The organism is Amycolatopsis sp. NPDC114505 (assembly GCF_055633615.1).
Genome location: NZ_JBVKDV010000001.1, coordinates 2,874,244 through 2,898,500, shown reverse-complemented (window position 1 = coordinate 2,898,500; position 24,257 = coordinate 2,874,244). Strand labels below are relative to the sequence as shown.

Annotated in this window: 27 protein-coding genes; 6 read left to right on the top strand and 21 right to left on the bottom strand. The window is 70.0% G+C overall.

The features are described 5' to 3' along the window. Positions 1-88: 88 nt before the first annotated feature. From ACZ7OU_RS14400 to ACZ7OU_RS14390, 3 genes are read right to left on the bottom strand one after another with little or no spacing between them, the layout of a single operon-like run. Positions 89-1,279, bottom strand: coding sequence for an alpha/beta hydrolase family protein (locus ACZ7OU_RS14400; protein WP_470255326.1), 1,191 nt, complete (start codon positions 1,277-1,279; stop codon positions 89-91). Then, entirely contained in the window at positions 1,276-2,094 is an 819-nt protein-coding gene (locus ACZ7OU_RS14395; RefSeq protein ID WP_470255325.1) for an NmrA family NAD(P)-binding protein, read from the bottom strand. The genes ACZ7OU_RS14400 and ACZ7OU_RS14395 overlap by 4 nt, the downstream gene beginning before the upstream one ends. Beyond that, positions 2,087-2,512 carry a nuclear transport factor 2 family protein gene (locus ACZ7OU_RS14390; protein WP_470255324.1) on the bottom strand — a complete coding sequence of 142 codons (426 nt, stop codon included), beginning with the start codon at positions 2,510-2,512 and terminating at the stop codon, positions 2,087-2,089. The genes ACZ7OU_RS14395 and ACZ7OU_RS14390 overlap by 8 nt, the downstream gene beginning before the upstream one ends. A gap of 94 nt (positions 2,513-2,606) precedes the next feature. Here ACZ7OU_RS14390 and ACZ7OU_RS14385 point away from each other — a divergent pair, with 94 nt between their 5' ends. Continuing rightward, positions 2,607-3,200, top strand: a complete 594-nt coding sequence (locus ACZ7OU_RS14385; RefSeq protein WP_470255323.1) for a TetR/AcrR family transcriptional regulator — start codon at positions 2,607-2,609, stop codon at positions 3,198-3,200. A 1-nt stretch (position 3,201) separates the two neighbouring features. On the opposite strand, the gene murA is transcribed toward ACZ7OU_RS14385, so the two are convergent. Beyond that, positions 3,202-4,476, bottom strand: coding sequence for a UDP-N-acetylglucosamine 1-carboxyvinyltransferase (gene murA / locus ACZ7OU_RS14380; protein ID WP_470241482.1), 1,275 nt, complete (start codon positions 4,474-4,476; stop codon positions 3,202-3,204). A 61-nt stretch (positions 4,477-4,537) separates the two neighbouring features. On the opposite strand from murA, the gene ACZ7OU_RS14375 reads away from it, so the two are divergent. Beyond that, complete coding sequence (locus tag ACZ7OU_RS14375; protein WP_470241483.1) at positions 4,538-5,110, top strand: cob(I)yrinic acid a,c-diamide adenosyltransferase; 573 nt, start codon at positions 4,538-4,540, stop codon at positions 5,108-5,110. Here ACZ7OU_RS14375 and aroA read toward each other — a convergent pair. The 14 genes from aroA to ACZ7OU_RS14305 all read right to left on the bottom strand — a co-directional run bounded on the left by aroA (position 5,107) and on the right by ACZ7OU_RS14305 (position 17,192). Next, on the bottom strand, positions 5,107-6,345 hold the full coding sequence (gene aroA, locus ACZ7OU_RS14370) for a 3-phosphoshikimate 1-carboxyvinyltransferase (protein WP_470255322.1): 1,239 nt from the start codon (positions 6,343-6,345) through the stop codon (positions 5,107-5,109). The genes ACZ7OU_RS14375 and aroA overlap by 4 nt on opposite strands. Positions 6,346-6,355: 10 nt before the next feature. After that, entirely contained in the window at positions 6,356-6,676 is a 321-nt protein-coding gene (locus ACZ7OU_RS14365; protein ID WP_470255321.1) for a putative quinol monooxygenase, read from the bottom strand. A 60-nt stretch (positions 6,677-6,736) separates the two neighbouring features. Further along, positions 6,737-7,171, bottom strand: a complete 435-nt coding sequence (locus ACZ7OU_RS14360) for a DUF2550 domain-containing protein (protein WP_285476232.1) — start codon at positions 7,169-7,171, stop codon at positions 6,737-6,739. Between the two features lie 26 nt (positions 7,172-7,197). Beyond that, positions 7,198-7,563 (bottom strand): F0F1 ATP synthase subunit epsilon, encoded by a 366-nt coding sequence (locus tag ACZ7OU_RS14355; RefSeq protein WP_364625972.1) that lies wholly within the window; start codon positions 7,561-7,563, stop codon positions 7,198-7,200. 114 nt (positions 7,564-7,677) lie between these two features. After that, positions 7,678-9,105: a F0F1 ATP synthase subunit beta gene (atpD, locus tag ACZ7OU_RS14350; RefSeq protein WP_284744206.1), complete on the bottom strand. Its 1,428-nt coding sequence runs from the start codon at positions 9,103-9,105 to the stop codon at positions 7,678-7,680. Next, positions 9,105-10,043, bottom strand: a complete 939-nt coding sequence (locus ACZ7OU_RS14345; RefSeq protein WP_470241486.1) for a F0F1 ATP synthase subunit gamma — start codon at positions 10,041-10,043, stop codon at positions 9,105-9,107. The genes atpD and ACZ7OU_RS14345 overlap by 1 nt, the downstream gene beginning before the upstream one ends. Positions 10,044-10,054: 11 nt before the next feature. Then, positions 10,055-11,695, bottom strand: coding sequence for a F0F1 ATP synthase subunit alpha (gene atpA, locus ACZ7OU_RS14340; RefSeq protein ID WP_470241487.1), 1,641 nt, complete (start codon positions 11,693-11,695; stop codon positions 10,055-10,057). A gap of 57 nt (positions 11,696-11,752) precedes the next feature. Then, positions 11,753-12,580, bottom strand: coding sequence for a F0F1 ATP synthase subunit delta (locus ACZ7OU_RS14335; RefSeq protein ID WP_470241488.1), 828 nt, complete (start codon positions 12,578-12,580; stop codon positions 11,753-11,755). A 17-nt stretch (positions 12,581-12,597) separates the two neighbouring features. Continuing rightward, entirely contained in the window at positions 12,598-13,140 is a 543-nt protein-coding gene (locus tag ACZ7OU_RS14330; protein ID WP_470242401.1) for a F0F1 ATP synthase subunit B, read from the bottom strand. A 44-nt stretch (positions 13,141-13,184) separates the two neighbouring features. Next, positions 13,185-13,442: an ATP synthase subunit c family protein gene (locus ACZ7OU_RS14325; RefSeq protein ID WP_033261340.1), complete on the bottom strand. Its 258-nt coding sequence runs from the start codon at positions 13,440-13,442 to the stop codon at positions 13,185-13,187. A gap of 55 nt (positions 13,443-13,497) precedes the next feature. Beyond that, positions 13,498-14,283, bottom strand: a complete 786-nt coding sequence (atpB, locus tag ACZ7OU_RS14320) for a F0F1 ATP synthase subunit A (RefSeq protein ID WP_155541269.1) — start codon at positions 14,281-14,283, stop codon at positions 13,498-13,500. Positions 14,284-14,816: 533 nt separating this feature from the next. Further along, on the bottom strand, positions 14,817-15,260 hold the full coding sequence (locus ACZ7OU_RS14315; RefSeq protein WP_470241489.1) for a hypothetical protein: 444 nt from the start codon (positions 15,258-15,260) through the stop codon (positions 14,817-14,819). A 49-nt stretch (positions 15,261-15,309) separates the two neighbouring features. Then, positions 15,310-16,467, bottom strand: a complete 1,158-nt coding sequence (locus ACZ7OU_RS14310) for a glycosyltransferase family 4 protein (protein WP_470241490.1) — start codon at positions 16,465-16,467, stop codon at positions 15,310-15,312. Positions 16,468-16,541: 74 nt separating this feature from the next. Then, positions 16,542-17,192: an L-threonylcarbamoyladenylate synthase gene (locus ACZ7OU_RS14305; RefSeq protein ID WP_470241491.1), complete on the bottom strand. Its 651-nt coding sequence runs from the start codon at positions 17,190-17,192 to the stop codon at positions 16,542-16,544. 205 nt (positions 17,193-17,397) lie between these two features. Here ACZ7OU_RS14305 and ACZ7OU_RS14300 point away from each other — a divergent pair, with 205 nt between their 5' ends. Next, entirely contained in the window at positions 17,398-19,371 is a 1,974-nt protein-coding gene (locus ACZ7OU_RS14300; RefSeq protein ID WP_470255320.1) for a M6 family metalloprotease domain-containing protein, read from the top strand. A 64-nt stretch (positions 19,372-19,435) separates the two neighbouring features. Here ACZ7OU_RS14300 and prmC read toward each other — a convergent pair whose 3' ends face one another. Together prmC and ACZ7OU_RS14290 are read right to left on the bottom strand one after the other, a co-directional pair. Continuing rightward, complete coding sequence (gene prmC / locus ACZ7OU_RS14295; RefSeq protein ID WP_470241493.1) at positions 19,436-20,302, bottom strand: peptide chain release factor N(5)-glutamine methyltransferase; 867 nt, start codon at positions 20,300-20,302, stop codon at positions 19,436-19,438. A gap of 77 nt (positions 20,303-20,379) precedes the next feature. Next, positions 20,380-20,739 (bottom strand): MerR family transcriptional regulator, encoded by a 360-nt coding sequence (locus tag ACZ7OU_RS14290; protein ID WP_470255319.1) that lies wholly within the window; start codon positions 20,737-20,739, stop codon positions 20,380-20,382. A 55-nt stretch (positions 20,740-20,794) separates the two neighbouring features. On the opposite strand from ACZ7OU_RS14290, the gene ACZ7OU_RS14285 reads away from it, so the two are divergent. Genes ACZ7OU_RS14285 through ACZ7OU_RS14275 form a run of 3 tightly spaced genes read left to right on the top strand, consistent with a single transcriptional unit; the run spans position 20,795 to position 23,030 of the window. Beyond that, positions 20,795-21,592, top strand: coding sequence for a TIGR03619 family F420-dependent LLM class oxidoreductase (locus ACZ7OU_RS14285; protein ID WP_470255318.1), 798 nt, complete (start codon positions 20,795-20,797; stop codon positions 21,590-21,592). A 32-nt stretch (positions 21,593-21,624) separates the two neighbouring features. Then, entirely contained in the window at positions 21,625-22,602 is a 978-nt protein-coding gene (locus ACZ7OU_RS14280; protein WP_470241496.1) for a glycosyltransferase family 2 protein, read from the top strand. Further along, on the top strand, positions 22,599-23,030 hold the full coding sequence (locus ACZ7OU_RS14275) for a GtrA family protein (RefSeq protein WP_470241497.1): 432 nt from the start codon (positions 22,599-22,601) through the stop codon (positions 23,028-23,030). The genes ACZ7OU_RS14280 and ACZ7OU_RS14275 overlap by 4 nt, the downstream gene beginning before the upstream one ends. Positions 23,031-23,080: 50 nt before the next feature. On the opposite strand, the gene ACZ7OU_RS14270 is transcribed toward ACZ7OU_RS14275, so the two are convergent. Next, a complete protein-coding gene (locus ACZ7OU_RS14270; protein ID WP_470255317.1) occupies positions 23,081-24,199 on the bottom strand; it encodes a serine hydrolase domain-containing protein in 1,119 nt (372 codons plus the stop codon). Between the last annotated feature and the right edge of the window lie 58 nt (positions 24,200-24,257).

Below are 24,257 nucleotides of genomic sequence, written 5' to 3'. Positions count from 1 at the left end.
CCCCCTCGGTCGTCGGTCGCGCTGACCACGCGCCGGCACCGCTCACCGTTGAGCACCGGGGGTTCGGTTCACCCGTTCGGCCGCGCGGTCAGAGCGTGCGGTCCAGCCAGTCGTAGATCCGGCCGGCCGCGAGCCGCTGGGCGCCGACGTGGCAGTGCGCGTCCGCGCCCTCCTCCGCCGTGAACGTCAGCAGCGTCTTCGGCGCGTTCAGGTGGTCGTACAGCCGGCGCGGCTCGGTTTCGTTCTCCCCGGCGAAGAACAGGTCGTCCGCCGCCTCGCACACCAGCGTCGGGCACGTGATCTTCTCCGCGACGCCGTCCTCCAGCGTGTACTCGAGGTACTTCGCGATGAACTCGCGGTCGGTCGCCGCACCCAGGACGTACCGGCCGTGGTCGCACGCCCAGCGCAGCGTCGAGCTCGCCTCGCGGCCGGCGGCGAGGATCGCGTCGAACTCCGCGTCCTCGGAAGCCTGCGCCCGGCGGACGATCTCCGCGCGGTCCCAGGGCAGCAGGCCGGTCACCGCCGCACCCGCGTCGTACACGCCGTCGACCGCGACGACCGCCGCCAGCCGCGGCTCGAAGGCCGCCGCGCGCGGGGCGAGCATGCCGCCGAGGCTGATGCCGAGCAGCGCCACGCGCGAGGCGTCCACGCCGTCGAGTCCCAGCGCGAAGTCCACCACCGGCGTGACGACGTGCTCCCAGTCCGGCCGGAACACGAGCTTCTCGCGCCGGATCGCGCTCGGCTGCCCCGGGCCGTCGAACGTCAGCACGTGGTAGCCGCGCTCGGCGCCGGCCGCCGCGCCCATGTAGTGACACTCCTCGGCGCTGCCGTCGAACCCGTTGTGCATGATCAGCAACGGCTTCGGCCCGTCGCCGGGCGCGCGGTAGAGGTACCCCTGCAGAACCGTTCCGTCGTAAGGGATTTCGACCGGCTCCGCGACGCCCGCGCGCCGGAAGCTTTCGACGCTGCGGTCGTACGCCGCCGCGATCCGCGGGTCCGCAGGGTCGCCGTGCAGGAAGAACTCCGACGAGAAGTAGTACGTCGACGCCCGCAGCAGCAGGTCCCGCGCGGTGATCGGCCCGGCGTCGGCGGCCTCGACGTAGAGCCGGTCGGCCAGTGCGCGGTAGGCGTCGTGCCAGCTGTCGTAGTCGCCGGCCGTCACGGTCGACGCGGCCGCGAGCACCTCGCCGAAGTCCGAGCCGCCGTAGGACGAGTGCCCGAACAGGCGCAGCGTCTCGAACCAGAACTGCGGGTCTTCGGTGAACATGATCTGCTTCATCGGATCTCCTCCTCCACAAAGGTTTCGAACGGGCGGGCGGGCCGGCCGGTGACCTCTTCGACGGCCGGGGTGACGCGGTCCTCGGTGCCCCGGCGGATGTCCTCGTCGAGGGCGGCGAGCACCCGCGCGAAGTCCGCCGGAATTCCGGCCGCGGTGAGCAGAGCCGCGAACTCGGCGGTGCTCACGGCGCGGTGCCGCACCGGACGGCCGGTGTGCGCGGCGACGATCGACGCGGCTTCGGCGTAGCTCACCGCGGCCGGGCCGGTGAGGACGTGTTCGGTGTTGTGCGGTTCGGGATCGGTCAGCGCGCGGACGGCGACCGCCGCGATGTCGCCGGCGTCGACGAACGCGACCCGCGCGTCCCCGGTGGCGGTGACGATCTCGCCGTCGCGCACACCCTGGGCGACCAGGTGCTCGCCGGTGAAGTTCTGCATGAACCAGGACGGCCGCAGCACGGCCCACTCCGGCGCCGCGCGCACCAGCCGCTGCAGGTCGCCGAGCCCGGGCGTGTCCGCCGTGACGGCCGACGAGCTGAGCAGGACGACCCGCCGGACGCCCGCGGCCAGTGCGTCGTCCAGGAACGGCGACACGAGCTTCGCCGGCGAAGCCTCCCCGATCGGCGGCAGCAGGTACACCGCGGAGACGCCGCGCAGAGCGTCGGAGTGGGTCGAGCGGTCGGCCCAGTCGAACCGGACCTGCCCGGGCTCGCCCGGCTTGCGCGTGGCGGCCCGAGCCGTGACACCGCGAGCGCGCAGGCCCGCGACGACCCGGCGCCCGGTGGTGCCGGTGCCGCCCAGGACCAGGACGTCAGCCACCGAAGGCCGCCGTCAGCTCGTCGACGCCGCCGAGGACCTCGGCCGCGGCGAGCGGGCTCCAGTAGTCGCGGTAGTGGCGGATCTGGCCGTCCTCGACGGTGATCACCGCGATGTAGGACAGCTCGTACGGCTTCCTCGAGGCCACCACGACCCCGGCGACCGTGAACTCGGCGACGACCACGGCCGGGTCGGTCGTTTCGTGCACGGTCTTGGCGACGACCTCCCGGATGTCCAGCAGGTTCGGGTAGTCGCGCAGGTACTCGGTGATCGCGTCGCGGCCCTCGACGCGCTTCGGATAGCCCGGGCCGGCGAACGGGAACTCCAGGACGCCGTCCTCGGCCCACAGCCCGGCGAACCCGGTCATGTCGTGCTTCAGCAGCAGGTCGATCCCCTGCTCGACGAGGTCTCGTGAGTGCATCGCAACCTCCGGTCATCGATTGGACGAGACGGTACCGTCCTGACGTCAATGTAGACGGGACGGTACCGTCTCGTCCACCCGCTACACTGCGCCCATGGCACGCACCCCGACCGGCGCCGCGGTCCTCCAGCCCGAGGTCACACAGGCGATCGCCGACGCCGTCATGTGGGAACTCGCCGAGCAGGGCTACGGCCGGCTGTCGATGGAAGCCGTGGCGAAACGCGCCGGCGTCGGCAAGAGCGCGCTGTACCGGCGGTGGGTGTCGAAAGACCACATGATCGCGTCCGTGGTGACGGACTTCAGCGTGACCCGCGCCGCGGAGGCGGACACCGGCTCACTGCGCGGCGACCTGCGGGAGACGATGCAGGCGCTGATCGACTGGCTGACGCACCCGCTGTTCTCGCGGATCCTGCCGGACCTGGTCGCGGAGGACGCCCGCAACCCGGACCACGGCCGCGGCCTGCGCGAGGCCATCGGCGGGCCCCGCCGCGAGGTCGGCGAGGCGATGCTGCGCCGCGCGATCGCCCGCGGCGAGCTCCCGGCGGACCTGGACATGGAACTGGCGCTCGACGTCCTGGCGGCGCCGATCTACTGGCGCCTGGTGGTCCGGATGGCCCCGGCCGAAGAGGACTACGTGGAGCGGCTGGTGGAGTTCGCCCTGCGCGCACTCGGCGCGCAGGGCGCGTGAGTCACGCCCTATCGGGCTCTCCGCTGACGCGCTTGATGTTCGCGCCCAGGCGGTTCAGGTTCTCGACGAAGTGCGGGTAGCCGCGGTCGATGTGGAAGACGTCCCAGACCTCTGTGACGCCGTCCGCGCACAGGCCGGCCAGCACCAGGCCGGCGCCCGCGCGGATGTCGGACGCCCAGACCGGCGCGCTCGACAGCGTCTTGACGCCGCGGACCACCGCGTGGTGGCCGTCCGTGCGCGCGTCGCCGGACAGGCGGACCATCTCCTCGATGAAGCGGAAGCGCGCCTCGTAGACGTTCTCCGTGATCATCGACGTGCCCTCGGACACCGCCGAGAGCGCCACCGCGAACGGCTGCAGGTCGGTCGCGAAGCCGGGGTACGGCAGCGTCACCCAGTCGACCGCCTTCGGGCGCTCCGGCTGGACCACGCGGAAACCCTTGTCGCCGAACGTCTCGACGTCCGCGCCGGCCAGCTGCAGCTTGTTCAGGATCAGGTCGAGGTGGTGCGGGTTGACGCCGCGGACCGTGATGTCGCCGCGGGTCATCGACGCCGCGAACGCCCACGTCGCGCCGACGATCCGGTCGCCGATCACGCTGTGCTCGGTCGGGTGCAGCTGCTCCACGCCGTGCACGGTCAGCGTCGACGTGCCGGCGCCCTCGATCTTCGCGCCCATCTCCGTGAGCATCGTGCAGATGTCGACGATCTCGGGCTCGCGCGCGCAGTTGTCGATGACCGTGGTGCCCTCGGCCAGCACGGCCGCCATCAGGATGTTCTCGGTCGCGCCGACGCTCGGGAAGTCCAGCCAGATCTGCGCACCGACCAGCGTCTCGGCCTTCGCGACGACGCAGCCGTGCTCGATGGTGCTCGTCGCACCCAGCTTGCGCAGGCCGTTCTGGTGCATGTCCAGCGGGCGCGAGCCGATCGCGTCGCCGCCCGGCAGCGCGACGACGGCCTGCTTCAGCCGCCCGACCAGCGGGCCCAGCACACAGACGGACGCGCGCAGCTTGCCCATCGCGGCCGAGTCCGCGCGGTGCGACAGCTCGGCCGGCGTCGTGATGGTGGCGGTGTCGCCCTCGATGACGACCTCGCAGCCGACGCTCCGCAGCACGTCGCCCATCAGCGGGACGTCGAGGATCTGCGGGCAGTTCGTGATGGTCGTGGTGCCCTCGGCCAGCAGGGCCGCGGCCATCAGCTTCAGCACGCTGTTCTTGGCGCCGACCACGTCGACCTCGCCGACCAGCCGGGCTCCGCCATGCACGTCGAAGTGCTCGCTCATGGCCGCCAATCATGCCCTCTCGCCCGGATTCGGCCCGGGCGGGGGCCGCTATGGTGGGTTCATGGTCGTTCGCATCAACCGCGTCTACACGAAGGTCGGCGACAGCGGCACGACCGCGCTCGGCGACGGGTCCCGCGTGCCCAAGACGTCCCCGCGCCTGGGCGCGTACGCCGACACGGACGAGACGAACTCGGTGCTGGGCCTGGCGATCTCGGTCGGGCAGCTGACCGACGAGGTCGCGGATGTCCTGCGTGCGGTGCAGAACGATCTCTTCGACGTCGGCGCGGACCTCTGCCTGCCGATCTCCGACGACCCGCCGTACCCGCCGTTGCGGATCACGGAGAAGTACGTCGAACGGCTCGAAGGCTGGTGCGACGAGTTCAACGAGCGCCTGCCGAAGCTGACGTCGTTCATCCTGCCGGGCGGGACCCCCGGCGCGGCGTTCCTGCACCAGGCGCGGACGGTGTCCCGCCGCGCGGAGCGAAGCGCGTGGGCGCTGCACGAGGCCGAGCCGGAGACGACGAACCCGGTCGCGGTGAAGTACCTGAACCGGCTGTCGGACCTGCTGTTCATCCTGGCGCGGCTGGCGAACCCGGACGGTGACGTGCTGTGGGCCCCGGGCGGGCAGCCCTAGATCCCCCAGCTGTCCCGCAGCGCGCGCAGCGCCTGGTGGAAGCCGGGGAACGTCTTCTTGACGCAGTCCGGGTCGTCCAGCGTGATGCCCTCGGTCAGCAGTCCGGCGATGCTGAATGCCATCGCGATCCTGTGGTCGCGGCGGCACTTGACCAGCGCGCCGGTGGGCGTCCCGGGCTGGATTTCGATCCAGTCGCGGCCCGTCTCCACCGCGATGCCCATGGCGCGCAGGTTCTCCTCGCACGCGTCCAGGCGGTCGCACTCCTTGATGCGCGTGTTGTAGACGTCCTCGATGCGCACCGGGCCCGAGGCGAACGGCGCGATCGCCGCCAGCGTCGGCACGGTGTCGGAGATGTCGCGCATGTTCACCGTGACGCCGCGCAGGCCGTCCGACGGGCCCGCGACCGTCACCGAGTCCTCGGTCAGCTCGACGTGCGCGCCCATCTGCTCCAGCACGGACACGAACTGGACGTCACCCTGCAGGGCCGACGACCCCAGCCCCGGGATGGTCACCGTCCGGCCCGTGACGGCCGCCGCGGCGAGGAAGTAGCTGGCCGTCGAAGCGTCCGGCTCGACCGGGTACTCGCACGCCTGGTACGGCTGCGGCGGCACCACGAACGTCTTGCCCTCGCGGCGGACGTCGACGCCGAACCGCCGCATCATTTCGAGGGTGATCTCGACGTACGGCACCGACACCAGGTCGGTCACCGTGATCCGCAGCCCCTCGGCGGTCAGCGGCCCGAGCAGCAGCAACGCCGTCAGGAACTGGGACGACAGCCCCGCGTCGAGGGTCAGCGAACCGCCCTTGACGCCGTTCGCGCGGATCGTCAGCGGGTGGTGCCCCGGCTCGCCTTCGAAGGTCAGGTCGACGCCGAGCTCCTGCAGCGCGTCGGTCAGCGGGCCGAGCGGGCGGCGGCGCATCTGGTCGGACGCGTCGAAGTGGAACGTCCCGGTGCCGGCCGCGGCCAGCGCGGGCAGGAACCGGGCCGTCGTGGCGCCGTCGCGGCAGAAGACGTCCGCCGCGGCGACGCCGGGGCCCGACGGGCGGCCCTCGATCGTCCACGCGCCCGGCTGCCGGTCGACGCGGTACCCGAGCTTGACGAGCCCCTCGGCGAAGCCCTCGGTGTCGTCCGAGTGCAGCGGACGGCCGAGGGTCGTGGTGCCGTTCGCGGCGGCGGCCAGGAACAGGCCGCGGGCGGTGACGGACTTGGAGCCGGGGATCTCGACGAGAGTCACGAACCCCAGTTTAGTGGGGCGAGATCTCGGCCATCGGGCCCCAGTCGGAGGCGTCCTGGACGTTGATGATCTGCGGGTTGTCGCTGATGTAGGCGCCCAGGTTCGCGACGGCCCACTTGAAGTGGTCGGAGCCGACGTGCGCGACGGCGGCGTCCTGGCCCTCGAAGCCTTCGACCAGCACGTACGTGTTCTTGTCCTCGAGGCTGCGGGACCACTCGAAGAACCGGTTGCCCGCTTCACCACGGGTGTTCGCGGTGTAGTCGGCGACGATTTCCGGCCAGGCTTCCGCGTGTTCCGGCTTGACCGGGAACTTGACCACGATGAAGATCATGCGCTCAACCGTAGGCCAAAACGGCGGCCGTGGCTGTCCCAGTTTGAGACAAAGACAGCGTCAGGAAGCCCGGGGAAGACGTCGCCCGGGCGGGGCGGACTCCAGCCACGAGAGGAAGCCGGTCAGCGCGCCCGGGCCCATGGCGATCTCGATCGCCTCCTGGGTCTCCGACTCGCAGCGCAGCACGGTCGAGCCTTCGGGAACGGCGTAGGCCTCGGTCCCGGACGGGTCGCGCCGGTCGGCGATCTGCATGCTTTCACGCTGGAAGACGCGGTCCGGGCCGGTCCGCAGGCTCCACACGCGGTACCAGACGAACTCGTCGCCCTCGTAGCGGCCCAGCCCCAGGTGCCAGCTGGACCGCGCGGCGTCCGGACGCCACCGCAGCGCGACGCTCACGCCCCCGCCGCGGCGCATCCGGATCCACCGCTGGCCGTACCAGGCGACCAGCACGGCGAGCACGATCAGGAGCCCCACTACGACCACGGTGATCTTCACGGCCTCGGCTCCTGCCCGTCTCCCGCTCAGGCCGACTGACCTGCCGCGCGGAGCTGGGCCGTGGCCCTCGTCCGCTCGGTCTCGTCGTCGGCGCTCAGTGCCGCCTTCGCCGCGTTGACGTCGATTTCGTCGGAAAGCTCGGCGCTCTCGGCCAGGATGCTCACCCCGGTACCGGTCACGGAGAGGAATCCGCCGTGCACGGCGGCACAGACCGTCTCGCCGTCGGTGGTCGTCACCTTGACCACGCCACCCTCGACGAGCTGCCCGAGCACGGGTTCGTGGCCGGCCATGATGCCGATCTCGCCCTCGGTGGTCTGGGCCACCACGAAAGTGGCGGTACCCGACCAGAGACGGCGCTCGACGGCCACCAGCTCCACGGACATCTCAGCCACGTAGCACTCCTTAGCTCGGGGTGTTGATCCCGAGTGTAATAGGTCTGTATCCCGGTATGAGAACGGCGGGGGCGCGCATCCACATAGGACACTGCCCCCGCCGTGCTCACGGAATCACTTCTTGGTGATTTCCTTGTACTTCTTCTCGAGGTCCTCGAGGCCACCGATACCCAGGAACGCCTGCTCCGGGTAGTGGTCGAAGTCACCCTTCGAGATGCGGTCGAACGACTCGATGGTCTCCGAAAGCGGCACCGTCGAGCCCGGGATCTGCGTGAACGCCTCGGCGACCAGCATGTTCTGCGACAGGAACCGCTCGATGCGGCGCGCGCGCTGAACGGTCAGCTTGTCCTCTTCCGAGAGCTCGTCCATACCGAGGATCGCGATGATGTCCTGCAGTTCCTTGTACTTCTGCAGGATCCGGATGACCTCGGAAGCCACGCGGTAGTGGTCCTCGCCGACGATGGCCGGGTCGAGGATCGTCGACGTCGACGCCAGCGGGTCCACCGCCGGGAAGATGCCCTTCTGGAAGACACCACGCGAGAGCTCGGTGGTGGCGTCCAGGTGGGCGAACGTCGCGGCCGGGGCCGGGTCGGTGTAGTCGTCCGCGGGGACGTAGATCGCCTGCATCGAGGTGATCGACCGGCCTCGGGTCGAGGTGATCCGCTCCTGCAGCTGGCCCATCTCGTCGGCCAGCGTCGGCTGGTAACCCACGGCCGAAGGCATGCGGCCCAGCAGGGTCGACACCTCGGAACCGGCCTGGGTGAACCGGAAGATGTTGTCGATGAACAGCAGCACGTCCTGGTTCTGCACATCGCGGAAGTACTCCGCCATGGTCAGCGCGGACAGGGCGACGCGCATGCGCGTGCCCGGCGGCTCGTCCATCTGGCCGAACACGAGGGCGGTGTCGTTGATGACGCCGTCTTCGCTCATCTCCAGGAAGAGGTCGTTGCCCTCACGGGTGCGCTCGCCGACCCCGGCGAACACCGACGTACCACCGAAGTTCCGGGCGACACGGGTGATCATCTCCTTGATGAGCACCGTCTTGCCGACGCCGGCACCGCCGAACAGGCCGATCTTGCCACCCTGGACGTACGGGGTGAGCAGGTCGACGACCTTCAGGCCGGTCTCCAGCATCTCCGTCTTGCCTTCGAGCTGGTCGAAGGACGGCGGGTTGCGGTGGATGCCCCAGCGCTCGAGGTCGTCGCCGTAGCCGGGCTCGTCGAGGCACTCGCCGAGCGCGTTGTAGACGTGGCCCTTGACCTTGTCGCCCACCGGCACGGTGATCGGCTTGCCGGTGTCGGTGACCTCGGCGCCCCGGACCAGGCCGTCCTGCGGCTGGAGCGAAATGGTGCGGACGAGGTTGTCACCCAGGTGGCTGGCGACCTCGAGGGTCACGGTCTTGCGGAGCTGCTCGAACTCGATCTCGACCTTGAGCGCGCTGAACTGGTCGGGCACGGAACCGCGCGGGAACTCGACGTCGACGACCGGACCGGTCACCGACACGATGCGCCCCTTGGCGCGCGGGGCTTCAGTACTGGTCATCAATCATCACTTCCTGCTGCGGTGAGCGCGTTCGCGCCACCGACGATTTCGGAGATCTCCTGGGTGATCTGCGCCTGGCGGGCCTGGTTCATCTCCCGCGTCAGGTTCCCCACCAGGTCGTTCGCGTTGTCCGACGCGGCCTTCATCGCCGTCCGGCGGGCGGCCAGTTCGGACGCCGCGGACTCGAGCATGGCCGCGTAGAGCCGCGTGTTGATGTACTTCGGCAGGAGCGCGTCCAGCAGCTTGTCGGCACTGGGCTCGAACTCGTAGCTGGGGAGCAGCCCGGCGGGCTTCTCCTCTTCTCCTTCGGAGTACTCGACCTCGAGCGGCGCGACGCGCTTGGCGGTCGGGCGCTGCGTCAGCATCGACACGAACTCGGTGTAGACGATGTGGATCTCGTCGACACCCTCGATGCCGTCGGCGTTGCCGTGCTCGTCGTCGACGCCGGCCATGAACGACCGGACGAGGGCCTCGCCCGCCTCCACCGCGGCGGTGTAGGTCGGCTGGTCGGAGAAGCCCGTCCAGCCGTCCACCACCGGGCGGTCACGGAAGCGGTAGTAGTTCAGGCCCTTGTTGCCGGTGACGTAGATCCGCGCTTCCTTGCCCTCGGAGCGGAGCAGGGAAAGCAGCTCTTCGGTCGCGCGCAGCACGTTGGAGTTGTAGCCACCGCACTGGCCCTTGTCACTGGTCACGACCAGGACAGCGGCCCGCTTCGGGTTCGGGCGCTCGACCAGCATGGGGTGGTCGAGGTTGGCCGCCGCACCGGCCAGCGCCGAGAGCACCTTGGTGATCTCGTCGGCGTACGGCCGGGAGGCGGCGACCTTCGCCCGCGCCTTGGTGATGCGCGCGGTGGCGATGAGCTCCATCGCCTTGGTGATCTTGCCGATCGACTTGGTCGCCTTGATGCGCGACCGGAGTTCCCGGAGTTGTGCGGCCATGAGCTATCAGCTCACTTCTTCGGGGCGGGCTTGTTGACCTTGACGGTCTCGTGCCCGACCTTGTCGGCGTCCATGGCGTCGGCGTCCGCCTCGACGAGGGACTTGCCCTCGGCCGTGGTGAACTCCTTCTTGAACTCGTTGACCGCGGCGACCAGCTTGTCGGCGGTCTCGTCCTCGAACTTGCCGGAGTCGCGGATCGCGCTCAGCACGTCCTCGTGCTTGCGGCGGGCCGAGTCGAGGAACTCGTGGTTGAAGCGGCGCACGTCCTCGGTCGGGACCGAGTCGTAGTGGCCGTTCGTGCCCAGCCACACCGTGCAGACCTGCTCCTCGACCGGGACCGGCGAGTACTGCGGCTGCTTGAGCACCTCGTACAGGCGGGCACCGCGCTCGAGCTGCGCCTTCGACGCGTCGTCGAGGTCCGAGGCGAAGGCGGCGAACGCCTCCAGCTCGCGGTACTGCGACAGGTCGATCCGGAGCGAGCCCGAAACGCTCTTCATCGCCTTGACCTGCGCGGCACCACCCACGCGGGACACCGAGATGCCCACGTCGATGGCCGGGCGCTGACCGGCGTTGAACAGGTCCGACTGGAAGAAGCACTGGCCGTCGGTGATCGAGATGACGTTCGTCGGGATGTAGGCCGACACGTCGTTGGCCTTCGTCTCGATGATCGGCAGCCCGGTCAGCGAGCCGGCGCCCAGCTCGTCCGAGAGCTTGGCGCACCGCTCGAGGAGACGGGAGTGCAAGTAGAAGACGTCGCCGGGGAAGGCCTCGCGGCCCGGCGGGCGACGCAGCAGCAGCGAGATCGCGCGGTACGCGTCGGCCTGCTTGGTCAGGTCGTCGAACACGATGAGGACGTGCTTGCCCTCGTACATCCAGTGCTGGCCGATGGCCGAGCCGGTGTACGGCGCGATCCACTTGAAGCCGGCGGAGTCCGAAGCGGGGGCGGCGACGATGGTGGTGTACTCCATCGCGCCCGCGTCCTCGAGGGACTTCTTGACCGCGGCGATCGTCGAGCCCTTCTGGCCGACGGCGACGTAGATGCAGCGAACCTGCTTCTTCGGGTCGCCGGTCTCCCAGTTGGCCTTCTGGTTGATGATCGTGTCCACGGCGACGGCGGTCTTGCCCGTCTTGCGGTCACCGATGATCAGCTGGCGCTGGCCGCGGCCGATCGGGGTCATCGCGTCGATCGCGGTGATGCCGGTCTGCAGCGGCTCCGACACCGGCTGGCGCTCGACCACCGAAGCGGCCTTGACCTCCAGCGGGCGGCGGTCGGTGGTCTCGATGTCGCCGAGACCGTCGATGGCGGCACCCAGCGGGTTCACGACACGGCCGAGGTAGCCGTCGCCGACCGGCACCGACAGGACCTGGCCGGTGCGCTTGACCTGCTGGCCCTCCTCGATGCTTTCGAAGTCGCCGAGGATCGCGACACCGATGGAACGCGCGTCCAGGTTGAGCGCGACGCCCAGGACGCCGCCGGGGAACTCGAGCAGCTCGTTGGCCATGGCCGAGGGCAGGCCCTCGACGTGGGCGATGCCGTCACCGGCGTCCGCCACGATGCCAACTTCTTCCCGGCTCACGTCCGGGGCGTAACTCGAGACGTAGTTCTCGATCGCGCTACGGATCTCATCCGAGGAGATCGTCAGCTCGGCCATGTCTTTCCCGCTCTCGCTTCGTTCTTGCCAGTATGCAAAGTCTTGTGTGACCTGGGGCTATGCCCGGGCCAGCCGCCTGCGCAGGGCCGCCAGCCGACCCGCGGCGCTCCCGTCGATGACCTCGTCCCCGACGCGGACCACGAGCCCGCCACCGAGGTCGGGGTCGACCTCGACGTGCAGCGCGATCGCCCGCCCGTAGATGTCGTTCAGCTTCGCGCCCAGCCGGGCGGCCTGCTCGTCGGTCAGGGCGCTCGCGCTGGTCACGTAGGCGACCGAGCGCTCGCGGCGTTCCGCGGCCAGCTTGACCAGCTGGTCGAGCCCGGCGCCGACGCCGTGGCCCTTGGCCCGGCGGACGACCTGCTCGACGAGGGTCTCGGTGACCACGTCCACCTTGTCGGCGAACAGCCCGCGCACCAGCGTCCGCTTGGCCTCCGCGGGGCCGGCCAGGTCCGAGAGCGCCGTCTCGAGCTCCGGGTGGTTGGCCACGACCCGCGAGACCTGGAACAGCTGGGTCTCGACGGCGTCGATGTTGCCGGTCTTCTCGGCCGCGGTGAGCAGCGCGGAGTGACCGAGCGACTCGAGCCCGTCGACCAGCTGACGAGGGCTGGACCAGCGGTTGCCCGCCACGGCGTCGAGCACCTTCAAGGCCGGTTCGGACAGCTTGCCGTCGAACAGCCGGCGCACCAGCGCGGTGCGCGTCTCCGGCTTCGCCGAAGCGTCACTCACCGCCCGGCGGAGACCGATCTCCCGGTCCAGCAGGTCGACGACCGAGAGCAGCTCGTCGCCGACCGTGGCCGCGTCGGCTCCCGCGTCGGCCAGAACCTCGCCGAGGCGTTCCTCGGCGAGGCCGAGCGCTTCACGGCTCGCAGCATGCAGCATCGTCATTCCGGTCTACTTCCCCGCTAGATTCCGGCGCCGTTGGCACCGGCGGTGTCCAGCTCCGCGAGGAACCGGTCGACGGTGCCGCGACGGCGCGCCTCGTCTTCGAGCGACTCACCGACGATGCGGCTGGCCAGCTCCACGGCGTTGCGGCCCATGTCGGCCCGCAGCTCGGCGATGATCTGCGCCTTCTGGGCCTGCAGCTGAGCCTGCCCCTGGGCGACGATCCGCTGGGACTCGGCTTCGGCGTCGGCCCGCAGTTCCGCCTTGATCTGCTCGGCTTCGAGCCGGGCGTCGTCGCGGATCTTCGCGGCCTCGCTGCGGGCTTCCTGCAGCTGGGCCCGGTACTTGGCCAGCGCGTCTTCGGCTTCGGCCTGGGCCTTTTCGGCCTTCTCGATGCCACCCTCGATCTTCTGCGCACGCTCGTCGTACGCGGCCTCGAAGCGAGGGACGACGTACTTCTTGAGGATGAACAGCAGGATCAGGAAGGCGACGATGCCGAGGATCAGCTCCGAGATGTCGGGGATGATCGGGTTGTGCGTCTCGCCTTCTGCGGCGAGGAGCATTGCACTCTTCAGCACGGCGTCTCCTTAAGCGATGAGCTGCTGACTCAGGCGGCGGAGGCGATGAAGTAGATGACGATGCCGATCAGGGCCAGAACCTCGGTCAGCACGAAGGTCGAGAAGCCGATGCCCTGCAGCTTGCCCTGGGCCTCCGGCTGACGCGCGGTGCCGTTGATGACGGCGGCGAAGATCAGACCCACACCGATGCCCGGGCCGATCGCGCCGAGGCCGTAACCGATGGCGGCGAGGCCGGGGTTGATGTTGGCGGCCTGCTCGGCGGCCTGGGCCAGAACGATGTTGCTCACGTGCGTTTCCCTTCACTTCGGTCCACGCGCTCGCGTGGATCGGGGGCTTGTGTTCTCAGTGCTCCGACGCCAGCGCGGCGCCGATGTACCCCGCCGAAAGCAGGGCGAAGATGTAGGCCTGCAGGACCTGGATGAAGGCCTCGAGGAAGGTCATCCCGATGGCGAAGATCCAGGCCACGAGCGAAACCGGCTTGAGCGCCCAGCTCGACGTCTCGGTCAGCAGGAACGTGCCGCCGAGCGTGAACACCGCCAGGATCAGGTGACCGGCGAACATGGCGGCGAAGACACGGATGGCGAGCGTGAGCGGGTTCAGGAAGAACTTCTCCGCGAACTCGATCAGCGAGAAGAGCGGGAGCACCGCCTTCGGCACACCCGGGGGCGCGAGTTCCTTCTTGAAGTAGCCGGCGAAGCCGTGCTTCTTGAAGCCCGCGTAGTGGTACACCGGGTAGACGACGAGGACCGCCAGAGCGACCGGGAAACCGAATCGCGCCATGGTCGGGAACTGGAGCAACGGGATGATCCCGTAGAGGTTGTTCACCAGTACGAAAGTGAACAACGAAAAAACGAGCGGCACGTACCGCTTGAAGTCCTTCGAGCCGATCTGTTCGCGCGCGATGTTGTTGCGGCTGAAGTCGTAGATGGACTCGGCGACGAACTGCCCCTTGCCGGGCACGACCTGAAGCTTGCGGGTCGCGAGCAGGAAGTACGTCGCGATGATGACCACCGAGAGCACGACGAGCAGCATCGGCTTGGTGACTCCGCCGAACAACGCCGGCAACTCGAAGCTTTCGGCGCCGGGCGGTGCGAACACAGCACCCTCGGCCAATACCAGCGCGCCCACTGGGCTCCTTCCGGTTCTCCCGGCCGGCGTTCACTCCGCCGGGGGAATCGTCACGATCTGGACTTAACGTACCCGATACGTATCGGGACGCCGGAGGCGGCTGCCCCACTGTGCGATGAACACGGCTTCACGTTCTGCACACGGGGTTGTCTCGCGTGAACACTGCCCTGCGGTCTACTTCGGACCAGCGGCGAAGAGGCGGAACTACACGGTCGCCACACTGCTGATCGCGGTTCGTCTTAGGGAGCGTGCGGCCGAGGCCGCCACCCTTGACGCGGACCATACCAGCAGGTCAATCAGTGCCGTACAGGCGTACTCCATACCAACCGATCAGCCCAGGACCTAAGTCCCGGGTCCGCCAGGGACCCAGGTCCGGGACCGGACGGGACCCCTCCGGCAACGGTGCAGGCGGCGGGTCCCGGGGCCATTTCGGAGGCCGCGCGAAAGCGCACGTCTGTGGCCCCGGTCACACTCGGGCGGCCGCAGCCCGGTTCACCGTGAGTAACGGAAGTCCACGGCAATACGGACGGGCGTCAGGAGGGGATGATCGTCGGGATCTTGGTCTTGCGGAAGGCGGCGAACTCGGCCGCGGCGGCCAGCAGGATGGCGACGATCATGGTGATGCCGAGCGAAAGCGGGTGCAGCGCCGTGACGCCCTTCAGCAGCGTCAGCGCCCCGAAGAGCAGGACGACCTTCACGACGTACCCGCCGAGCGCGATCACCATGACGAACATCGGGTCCTGGCCGGCGCTGAACTTCATCAGGCCCAGCGTGGACAGCGACGCCACCATGGCGAGCACCCCGCCGACGAGCGAGCCGAGGAAGCCGGGCATGCCCTTGAGGATGCTGAAGAGCACGATGCAGACGATCACCGCGGGCGGGGTGACGAGCAGCGAAGCCTTCGTCATCGCCCGGGCGGCCTGCAGCACCACCTTGGCGTGCGGGTTCTCCTGGTCCTGCGGTTCGGTCTCGCTCACGACTGGCTCCCTGCTCGGTTCGGACACCGAGTCTAGAGAACGCGCCTGGTCAGGTTCCGGGCTGGTTGCGCGAACGCAGGCGCGGGACGATCGAGACCACCACCGCGAACACCAGCCCCACCCCGATGATCCACAGCGCCGCCGCGTCGTCGAACAGTGTCACCGACACCGCGCCGAACGCCAGGATCCCCGCCCACAAGTAGATGAGCAGGACCGCGCGGCGCTGGGAGTGGCCGATCTCCAGCAGCCGGTGGTGCAGGTGCATCTTGTCCGCCGCGAACGGGCTCTCGCCGCGGCGCGTGCGCCTGATGACCGCCATGATCAGGTCGAGCAGCGGCACGAACAGCACCGCCGCCACGACCACCAGCGGCGACAACAGCGCGATCGCGTCCTTGCCGCTGAACTGCGGGTACGGCACGCGCCCGGACGCCGACGTCGTCGCGCCCGCGAGCATCAGGCCGATCATCATCGATCCCGAGTCGCCCATGAAGATCTTCGCGGGCTGGAAGTTGTACGGCAGGAAGCCCAGACACGCTCCCGCGAGCGTCGCCGCGATCAGCGCCGGCGGGTACGTGCCGACGTCGCCGCCGGAGCTGTCGAGCAGACCCAGCGAGAACGCGCACGTCGCCGTCGCCGCGATGAACCCGAGGCCGCCGGCCAGCCCGTCGAGGCCGTCGACGAAGTTCATCGCGTTGACCATCACCACGACCATCACGACGGTGAGCAGCGCGCCCTGGTTCTTGTCGAGCACCAGCACCGAGCCGAACGAGTCGCCCTGCCCGCCCCACGGCACCCAGAACGACACCCACTGCACGCCGAAGATGACCAGGATCCCGGCGCACATGACCTGGCCGGCCAGCTTCGTCCACGCGTCCAGCTCGAAGCGGTCGTCGAGCGCGCCGATCAGCGAGATGACCCCGGCCGCGAGCAGCACGCCGACCGAGTCGAACGACGCGTCGAAGCCGTGCGACAGCGCGGGCAGCTGGTGGGCCAGGCCCATCGCGCCGGCGACGCCGAGGAAGATGCCGATTCCGCCCATCCGCGGGATCGGGGCGACGTGGACGTCGCGCGCACGCGGGTTGGCGATCGCGCCGACGCGGATGGCGAGCCGGCGCACGAGGCCGGTGAGCAGGTAGGTCACCGCCGTCGCGGTCAGCGCGACGAGGATGTATTCCCGGATGGGGAGAAGACCGGATGTGGGCGGCACGGGTGCGTCACGCTCGCGGGGTCGGGGTCACCCGCGACACGCTATCGTGCCGCGGAAAACCGCTTGATCCGGCTTCAGGCCAACGATTCCGCGGGTACACCCAGCACCTCCGCGATGGCGTCCTTGCCCACGGCGCCTTCGCGCAGCACCACCGGTTCGGTGCCGGTGAGGTCCACGATGCTCGACGCGACGGCCTCGCCGCTCGAGCCGCCGTCGAGGTACACCGCGACCGAGTCGCCGAGCTGCTCCTGCGCCTCCTGCGCGGTGCTGGCCGGCGGCCGGCCCGAGACGTTCGCGCTCGACACGGCCATCGGGCCGACGTCGCGCAGCAGCTCCAGTGCCACCGGGTGCAGCGGCATCCGGAGCATCACGGTGCCGCGGGCGTCGCCGAGGTTCCACTGCAGACTCGGCGCGTGCGGGAGCACGATGGACAGATCGCCCGGCCAGAACGCTTCGATGAGCGCACGTGCCTGCGGGGGCACGCCGAGCACCAGGCCGTCCACAGTGGACCACGAGCCGACGAGCACGCCGACCGGCATGTCCGGGCCGCGGTTCTTCGCGCGCAGCAGCGCCTGGACGGCGCCCGCGTCGAACGCGTCGGCGCCGATGCCGTAGACCGTGTCGGTCGGCAGGACGACCAGCCTGCTCGACCGCACCGCCCCCGCGGCCGCCGTCAGTCCGTCGGCCCGGGACTCCCGCTTGCTGCAGTCGTAGACCACGCTCATGGGCGCCAAGCGTAGTCCGGCCGCCGGAGCGGGCGTTCGCCGCGTCACACCCGGGCCGGCGACACCGGGCTGACAACCCGGCCAGACTTTCGTCGTGGGGCAAGCGGGTAAACCTCGCCTCGAGGCAGAACCGGGACAGCGTGGCTCAATACGGTCGATCACTGGGAACCACCACCTCCGTGGGTTCCCAGTGAAGGAGCCGCAGATGCGCCCCAGAACCCCGAAAGCGCTCGCCCTGCTCGCCGCGGTCACCGTCCTCACCGGGCTCGGCGCCGGCACCGCCGCCGCCGAGCCGCTGACCCGTGGCTGGCCGGCCCCGATCGACGCCGCGCACTGGGAGAACCAGGACCACATGACCTGGGCCGACTACCAGAAGGTGCCCGGCACGAACTGGGCCGATCCCTCGCTCAAGCCGACGCAGCGCACCTTCAAGGGCGCCGTCGTCCTCGCCGACTACCCGGACCAGGACTTCGTCGTCACGAAGCCGGCGAACTCGACGATCTTCGGCAACCCCGGACCGGCCGCCGCGAACATCCCGCGGGCCGGCGTCGCGCAGTACTACCAGGACTTCCTCAACAAGCCCGAGGCGCTCAACAACGGCCACACCATCAACGAGTACTGGATGGAGGACTCCGGCGGCCGGTTCGCCGTGCAGCTGACCGCGTTCGGGCCGTACCGGATGCCCGGCAAGTCCTTCGAGTACGGCATGGAGTTCCAGCCGAGCGCGTGCCCGCCCGGCGCGAACTGCGACCGCGACATCCGCAAGGACGCCGGCGACGCGTGGCGCGCGGACGTGGGCGACACCGCGAACCAGTTCGACTTCGTCTTCTACCTCTCCGCGGGCCAGGACGAGAGCTCGACCTGGCAGGAGTTCGGCGAGATGAAGTTCGGCGCGAAGGAGAACGTCCCGGACGCGTTCGGCCCGCCGAACCACGACCTGCCCAACTACGCCGCGACGCGGTACGTGCCGTGGACGTCGTGGGCGTCGGCCGCCAGCATCTGGCCGAACGCGCAGAACGGCAGCTCGGTGCAGGCCGAAAGCTCGGGCCAGTCGACCTACGCCCACGAGTTCAGCCACATCCTGGGCATCGGCGACAACTACAACAACCCGTTCGGCGTCCCTCCGTCGCGCAGCTACAGCGGGCCGTGGGACATGCTGTCGCGCGGGACGTTCAACGGGCCCGGCGGCCCGCACACGCGCTGGCAGATCCCGGCGACGCAGGGCAGTTCGATGGGCGCCCAGCACCAGCTGCGCAACAAGCTGAAGCTCGGCATCGTCGACCCGGCGGACGTGCTGCAGCTCGACCGCAACGCGCTGGCGACGTCCGGTCCGGTGTCGGCTCGCCTGACCGCGCGCGAGACGGAGGCGCAGCCGGGCGCGTTCACCGGCCTGAACATCAAGCTCACCGGCGGGGACAAGGCGCCGAAGTGCGACCGGTCCAAGGACCCGTTCTGCGACGGTGGCGGCTACGACAACTACACGGTCGAGGTCGTCGACCGGATGGGCGCGGACTCCTTCGCGCCGGACTCCGGCGTCATGATCACCAAGACGAAGAACCAGGACAACGCGCCCTTCGACTGGGTGATCGACGCGAACCCGCAGGACATCGGCATCACCGACTACACGAAGCCGGACGGGACCCCGGTGAAGATCACCGTCGGCGACTACCGGCAGCTCAACGACGCCCTGTTCAAGGCGGGCACGGAGGCGGCGAGCCCGTACGAGTACACCGACCAGGCCAACCGGCTGCGGTTCCTGATCACCGACCTGGCCCGCGACCGCCGCGGCATCCTGTCGTACACGGTGACGGTGGCCTCGCTGGACGGTTCGGGCAGCCAGGCCCGCGGCGCGGCGCTGACCCCGGCCCTGCCGGCCTTCGCCCGCGGCGGCCTGGCGACGTGTGACTTCGGCCTGCTGAACACGGGGTCGGCCAAGGGCGCGAAGGCACCGTACGACACGGACACGTACCGGTTGAGCGTGTCGACGGACGCCCGCGGGTGGGAGGTCCGGCTGCCGAACGAGCTGGCGACGGCGAAGTTCGGCGGGCACGTGAAGGTGCCGGCGCTCGCGAAGCGCGGAGCGGGCGGTGATTTGGCGGCAAGGGTGAAGCTCACGGCGACGTCGGTGAGCGACCCGTCGAAGACCGCGACGGCGAGCTGCACGGCGTTCGGCTTCTAGAGTCTGCCGCGGCTGGTCGTGAGTGAGAAACAGTGTTCTAACACTGTTTCTCACTCACGACCTCTCAGCCCAGCCGGCGAGCGGTGACGAACCGAGCCCGCCCCGTCAGATCCGCATGCCCCTCGACCCCGGTCAGCACCCGCCGGGCCCGGACCAACGCCGGCACCGCCGACCCGTGCGTGTCGTCGTGCTCGATCGCCAGCCCGCCCCCCGGACGCAGCAGCCGCGCCCCCGCCGCGATCGCGTGGCGGATCACCGCCAGGCCGCTTTCCTCCGCGAACACCGCGCGGGGCGGGTCGTGCTCCGCGACCTCCGGAGGCACCGGCGTTCCCTCCGGGACGTACGGCGGGTTGCACAGCACCAGGTCGACCAGGCCGTCGAGCTCGGCGAACATCGTCGGGTCGCCGATGTCGCCCGAATACAGGCGGATCGGGGTGTTGCCCGCGTCCGCGTGGACGTCCGCGTTGTGGCGCGCCCAGGCCAGGGCCTGCGGGTCGACGTCCACCGCGTAGACCACCGCGTCCGGGCGCGCGTTCGCCACCGCCAGCGCCAGCGCGCCGGAGCCCGTGCACAGGTCCACCACCACCGGGAACTCGCGCCCCTGCAGGAACTTGACGCCCCACTCGAGCAGCAGCTCGGTCTCCGGGCGCGGGACGAACACTCCCGCGCCGACCGCGACCGTGATGTCCCCCAGCGCCGCCCAGCCGGTCAGGTACTGCAGCGGGATCCGCTTCGCGCGCTGCTGGACGAGCTGGCCGATGGCCTCGATGACCGGCGGGTCGACCAGCGGCACCATCGGCAGCCTGCCGCGTTCGACCCCCAGCACGTGCGCCGCGATCACCTCGGCGTCGAACCGCGGCGACGCGACGCCCGCGCGCTCGAGGATCCGGGTGGCCTCGATGATGGCCAGGCGCAGCGGCTGCCGATTCACTCGTCGTCCTTCACCTCGTCAAGCCTGGCACACCAGGCGGAACTCCCCTGTCAGGACACGCGCCGGTCCGACGCCCCTCAGCGTATCGAGGTCCCCTCTCCGGTCAGGTACCCCGCCAGGACCGAACGGCGCCGCTGCAGCGCCCCGATCCGGTCGTCCATCGCGCTCAGTTCGCGGTGCAACAGGCCCGCCAGCTCCGGGCACAGGTCCAGGTGCGCGTCCTCGCCGCGAGCGCACTGCAGCGCCGACGAGATGACCTCGGTGGTCAGCCCCGCGGCCAGCAGCCGCCGGATCTGGCGCACCCGCACGACGGCGTCTTCGTCGTAGGCCCGGTAGCCGTTGCCGTCGCGCGAGGCCGTCAGCAGGCCCTGCTCCTCGTAGTAGCGCAGCAACCGCGTGCTGACGCCGGTGCGACCCGCGAGCTCGCCGATCCGCATACGTCCCCCTGCCGACTTGACCTTCACACCGATGTGAAGACCTAACGTCGCGGGCATGACCGGACATTTCCTCGAGGTCGTCCTGCCGAACGAGCAGCCGGACCTCGACCCCGCCCGTCCCGCCGAACTCGCCCGGGTAGCCGAGGACCTCGGCTACCACGCCGCCTGGCTGCCCGACCACCTCATCCCGCCCGGCGCCTTCGGGGACGTCTTCGGCGGCGTCTACGAGCCGCTCGTCACGCTGGCCCACATCGCCGCGCGCACCAGCCGGATCCGGCTCGGGACGTCGGTGCTGATCGTGCCGCTGCGGGAGCCGTTCGCGCTGGCCAAGCAGGTCGCGACGCTCGACCGGCTCTCCGGGCACCGGTTCGACCTCGGGATCGGCACCGGCTGGAACGAGCCCGAGTTCGCCGAGGTCGGGGCGGACTTCGGCGGGCGCGGAAAGCGGACCGACGCCACCCTCGACCTGCTCGCCGAGCTCTTCCGCACCGGCCGCGGGCCCGGCGGCGGGTACTTCGAGCCGCGGCCGGCCGGGCCGGTGCCGATCACCGTCGGCGGCAACTCCGCCGTCGCGCTGCGCCGCGTCGCGCGGATCGGCTCGGGCTGGATGAGCGCCGGGCTGTCCCCCGCCGAATTCGGCGAGCGCGCCGAAAAGCTCACGGGCATGACAAACGGCCGCGAAACACGGCTGACCGCCAGAATGGAATGGAACGGGGACGATCTCGGGGCCGCCATCGCGCGATTCCGGGCGTATATCCTGGCCGGGGCGGACGCGGTGGCCGTCCACTTCGGCCCGGCCGAGGACTACGACCAGCGGATGGCCGTGTTCGCCGAGGGCGTCGCCGATCTCTAGGATGCCCGAGACGCCGACCCACGGGAGCGCCAGTGCCGACCGAGCCGACCACGCGCCGCCGGGTCGCGTTCATCTTCCCCATCTACAACGAGGAAGCGAACATCGACCTGCTGCACCGCACGGTCGACGAGGTCACCGCGCCCATGGCCGGGCGGTACGACTTCAGCTTCATCTACGTCGACGACGGCAGCCGGGACGCGTCCCTGGACCGGCTCACGGAGCTGGGGGCGCGGGACCCGCGGGTCACGGTCGTCGAGCTTTCCCGCAACTTCGGCCACCAGATGGCCGTCACCGCCGGGCTCGACCTGGTCGACGCCGACGCGACGATCATCATGGACAGCGACCTGCAGGACCCGCCGCGGGTCGCCCTCGAGCTGCTGGAGAAGTGGGAAGAGGGCTACGAGGTCGTCTACGCGCAACGCCGCTCACGCCGGGATTCGCCGTTCAAGCGGTTCACCGCGACCGCGTTCTACTGGTTCCTGCAGAAGATGGCCGCGGTCGAGATCCCGAAGAACACCGGCGACTTCCGGCTGGTCGACCGCAAGGTCGTCGACGAGCTGCGCAAGTACCGCGAGCGCGACCGGTTCCTGCGCGGCCTGGTCAGCTACGTCGGGTTCCGGCAGACGGCGGTGCTGTTCGACCGCGACCAGCGCCACGCCGGCGTCACCGGCTACCCGCTGACGAAGATGCTGCGCTTCGCCGCCGACGGCATCCTCGGGTTCTCGACGACGCCGCTGCGGATGATCACGCGGATGGGGTACCTGATTTCGCTGCTGAGCTTCCTCGGCGTGCTCTACGTCGTCGGCGTGAAGCTGTTCGCGCCGGAGACGGCGGTGCCCGGCTGGGCGTTCATCACCATCGCGATGTTCTTCCTCGGCGGCATCCAGATCATCATGCTCGGCGTGCTCGGCAGCTACATCGGCCGCACGTATTCGCAGGTCCAGAACCGGCCGCTGTACACGGTGGCGTCGGTGCGCACCGGTGCCGGAGACCGGAGCGCCGCCCGATGAGGTTCGTCACGGCCACGCAGGTGCGCTTCGGGATCGTCGGGATCGGCAACACGCTCGTCGACGTGCTGGGGTACGCGCTGCTGGCGACGCTGGGCGTGCCGACGTTCGTCGCCAACTTCATCTCCACGACGGCGGGCATGCTGCTGTCGTTCACGCTCAACCGGAACTTCACGTTCCGCGCGAAGGACGGCGACATCCGCCGCCAGGCACTGCTGTTCTTCGGGGTGACGGCGTTCGGGCTCTGGGTGGTCCAGTTCGGCGTCATCACGCTGGTCAGCCACCTGTTCCCGGGCGTCAACCTGCTGGTGCCGAAGGGCGCGGCGATCGTCGTCGGGCTGTTCTGGAACTACCTGCTCTACCACTACGTGGTGTTCCGGCACGCGCCCGTTTCCCCCGTTCCCGGCGCCGCACCCGCCGATTCGGCCTGACCTCAGGACGAGCCCGGCCCCCAGTGCCGCGGCCACCCGGGACGTGGCGGTCATCCGTACATCGCCACCTGCTGGAGCTCCGCGAGCGCCCGGTCGAGGGGATGCGGCTGCGGCACCCCCGCGGGGTCGAGCCGGTTCCACCGCTGCAGGTTCATCGCGACGGACAGCTGACGCTCGCCGTCGGCCCGGATCATCGCGAGGGTGCCGCCACCCCAGACCGTGCCGCCGTGGCCCCAGAATGTCTCCCGGCCGGGCACCTCCGCCGGGTGCAGGCCGAGGCCGTAGTCGATCACCTTGCCCTCCTGCGAGACGACCTTGACGGTGCGCCGCATCTCCGCCAGCGAGGACCGGCTGACGATCTCGCCCGCGAGCAGCAGGCGGAAGAAGCGGTTGAGGTCCGCCACGGTCGAGACCAGCGCGGCCGCCGGCCCCACCCAGGACATGTCGAAGACGCTGTAGTCGCGCGGCGGGTCGATCTTGCCGAACCACGCCTCGTAGAGCCGCGAGTGCGGCCCGGCGACGTCCGTGCCCTCGGGGAACCCGGTGTCCTGGAGGCCGGCGCGCTCGATGACGTGCCGCGTGATGTGCTTTTCGGCCGCCGTGCCGGTGACGTGCTCCAGCAGCTCGCCGAGGAGCAGGTAGTTGGTGTTCGAGTACAGCCCCGGCGTGCCGCCCGGGACGCCGGCGGCGGGTGCGGTGACCCCCAGCCGGATCAGTTCGACGGGGTCGAACCGCGTGAACCGGTGGTCGTCGAAGCTCTCGGGTCCGGTCTTCGCCAGGTCGGGGAACGCGCTGAGCGAGGAATAGGCGTACGGCAGGTATTCGGCCAGCCCGCTGGTGTGGTCGAGCAGCATCCGGACGGTGATCGCGTCGCCGCGCTCGCCGGGAACCAGCCGCGGCAGGTAGTGGCCGACCGGGGTGTCGAGCCCGATCTGCCCGCTCTCGACCAGCTGGAGCACCGCGGCGGCGGTGAAGGTCTTGGTGATGCTGCCGACGCGGTGGCGCAGGCCGGCGGTGACGGGACGGCCGGTGCCGACGTCGGCGACGCCGGCGGCACCGCGCCAGACCTGGTCGCCGGCCCGCACTTCGGCGAACAGGCCCGGCATCCCGGCGCGGTGGACGTTCTCGAGGGCGGCGGTCAGCTCGGCGGGGTCCAGTGAGTTCTGCACAGTGGGGTTCCCTTCTCGGAAGTGCCGTTGTCCTCATTATGCACGCGGTGCGTGCAAC

What these genes read in the sequence shown, in the direction of transcription:
- ACZ7OU_RS14400 (WP_470255326.1), bottom strand. Translation starts at nt 1,279, where the DNA reads ATGAAGCAGATCATGTTCACCGAAGACCCGCAGTTCTGGTTCGAGACG.
- ACZ7OU_RS14390 (WP_470255324.1), bottom strand. Translation starts at nt 2,512, where the DNA reads ATGCACTCACGAGACCTCGTCGAGCAGGGGATCGACCTGCTGCTGAAG.
- ACZ7OU_RS14385 (WP_470255323.1), top strand. Translation starts at nt 2,607, where the DNA reads ATGGCACGCACCCCGACCGGCGCCGCGGTCCTCCAGCCCGAGGTCACA.
- murA (WP_470241482.1), bottom strand. Translation starts at nt 4,476, where the DNA reads ATGAGCGAGCACTTCGACGTGCATGGCGGAGCCCGGCTGGTCGGCGAG.
- ACZ7OU_RS14375 (WP_470241483.1), top strand. Translation starts at nt 4,538, where the DNA reads ATGGTCGTTCGCATCAACCGCGTCTACACGAAGGTCGGCGACAGCGGC.
- ACZ7OU_RS14365 (WP_470255321.1), bottom strand. Translation starts at nt 6,676, where the DNA reads ATGATCTTCATCGTGGTCAAGTTCCCGGTCAAGCCGGAACACGCGGAA.
- atpD (WP_284744206.1), bottom strand. Translation starts at nt 9,105, where the DNA reads ATGACCAGTACTGAAGCCCCGCGCGCCAAGGGGCGCATCGTGTCGGTG.
- ACZ7OU_RS14345 (WP_470241486.1), bottom strand. Translation starts at nt 10,043, where the DNA reads ATGGCCGCACAACTCCGGGAACTCCGGTCGCGCATCAAGGCGACCAAG.
- atpA (WP_470241487.1), bottom strand. Translation starts at nt 11,695, where the DNA reads ATGGCCGAGCTGACGATCTCCTCGGATGAGATCCGTAGCGCGATCGAG.
- ACZ7OU_RS14335 (WP_470241488.1), bottom strand. Translation starts at nt 12,580, where the DNA reads ATGACGATGCTGCATGCTGCGAGCCGTGAAGCGCTCGGCCTCGCCGAG.
- ACZ7OU_RS14330 (WP_470242401.1), bottom strand. Translation starts at nt 13,140, where the DNA reads ATGCTCCTCGCCGCAGAAGGCGAGACGCACAACCCGATCATCCCCGAC.
- ACZ7OU_RS14305 (WP_470241491.1), bottom strand. Translation starts at nt 17,192, where the DNA reads ATGAGCGTGGTCTACGACTGCAGCAAGCGGGAGTCCCGGGCCGACGGA.
- ACZ7OU_RS14300 (WP_470255320.1), top strand. Translation starts at nt 17,398, where the DNA reads ATGCGCCCCAGAACCCCGAAAGCGCTCGCCCTGCTCGCCGCGGTCACC.
- ACZ7OU_RS14290 (WP_470255319.1), bottom strand. Translation starts at nt 20,739, where the DNA reads ATGCGGATCGGCGAGCTCGCGGGTCGCACCGGCGTCAGCACGCGGTTG.
- ACZ7OU_RS14285 (WP_470255318.1), top strand. Translation starts at nt 20,795, where the DNA reads ATGACCGGACATTTCCTCGAGGTCGTCCTGCCGAACGAGCAGCCGGAC.
- ACZ7OU_RS14275 (WP_470241497.1), top strand. Translation starts at nt 22,599, where the DNA reads ATGAGGTTCGTCACGGCCACGCAGGTGCGCTTCGGGATCGTCGGGATC.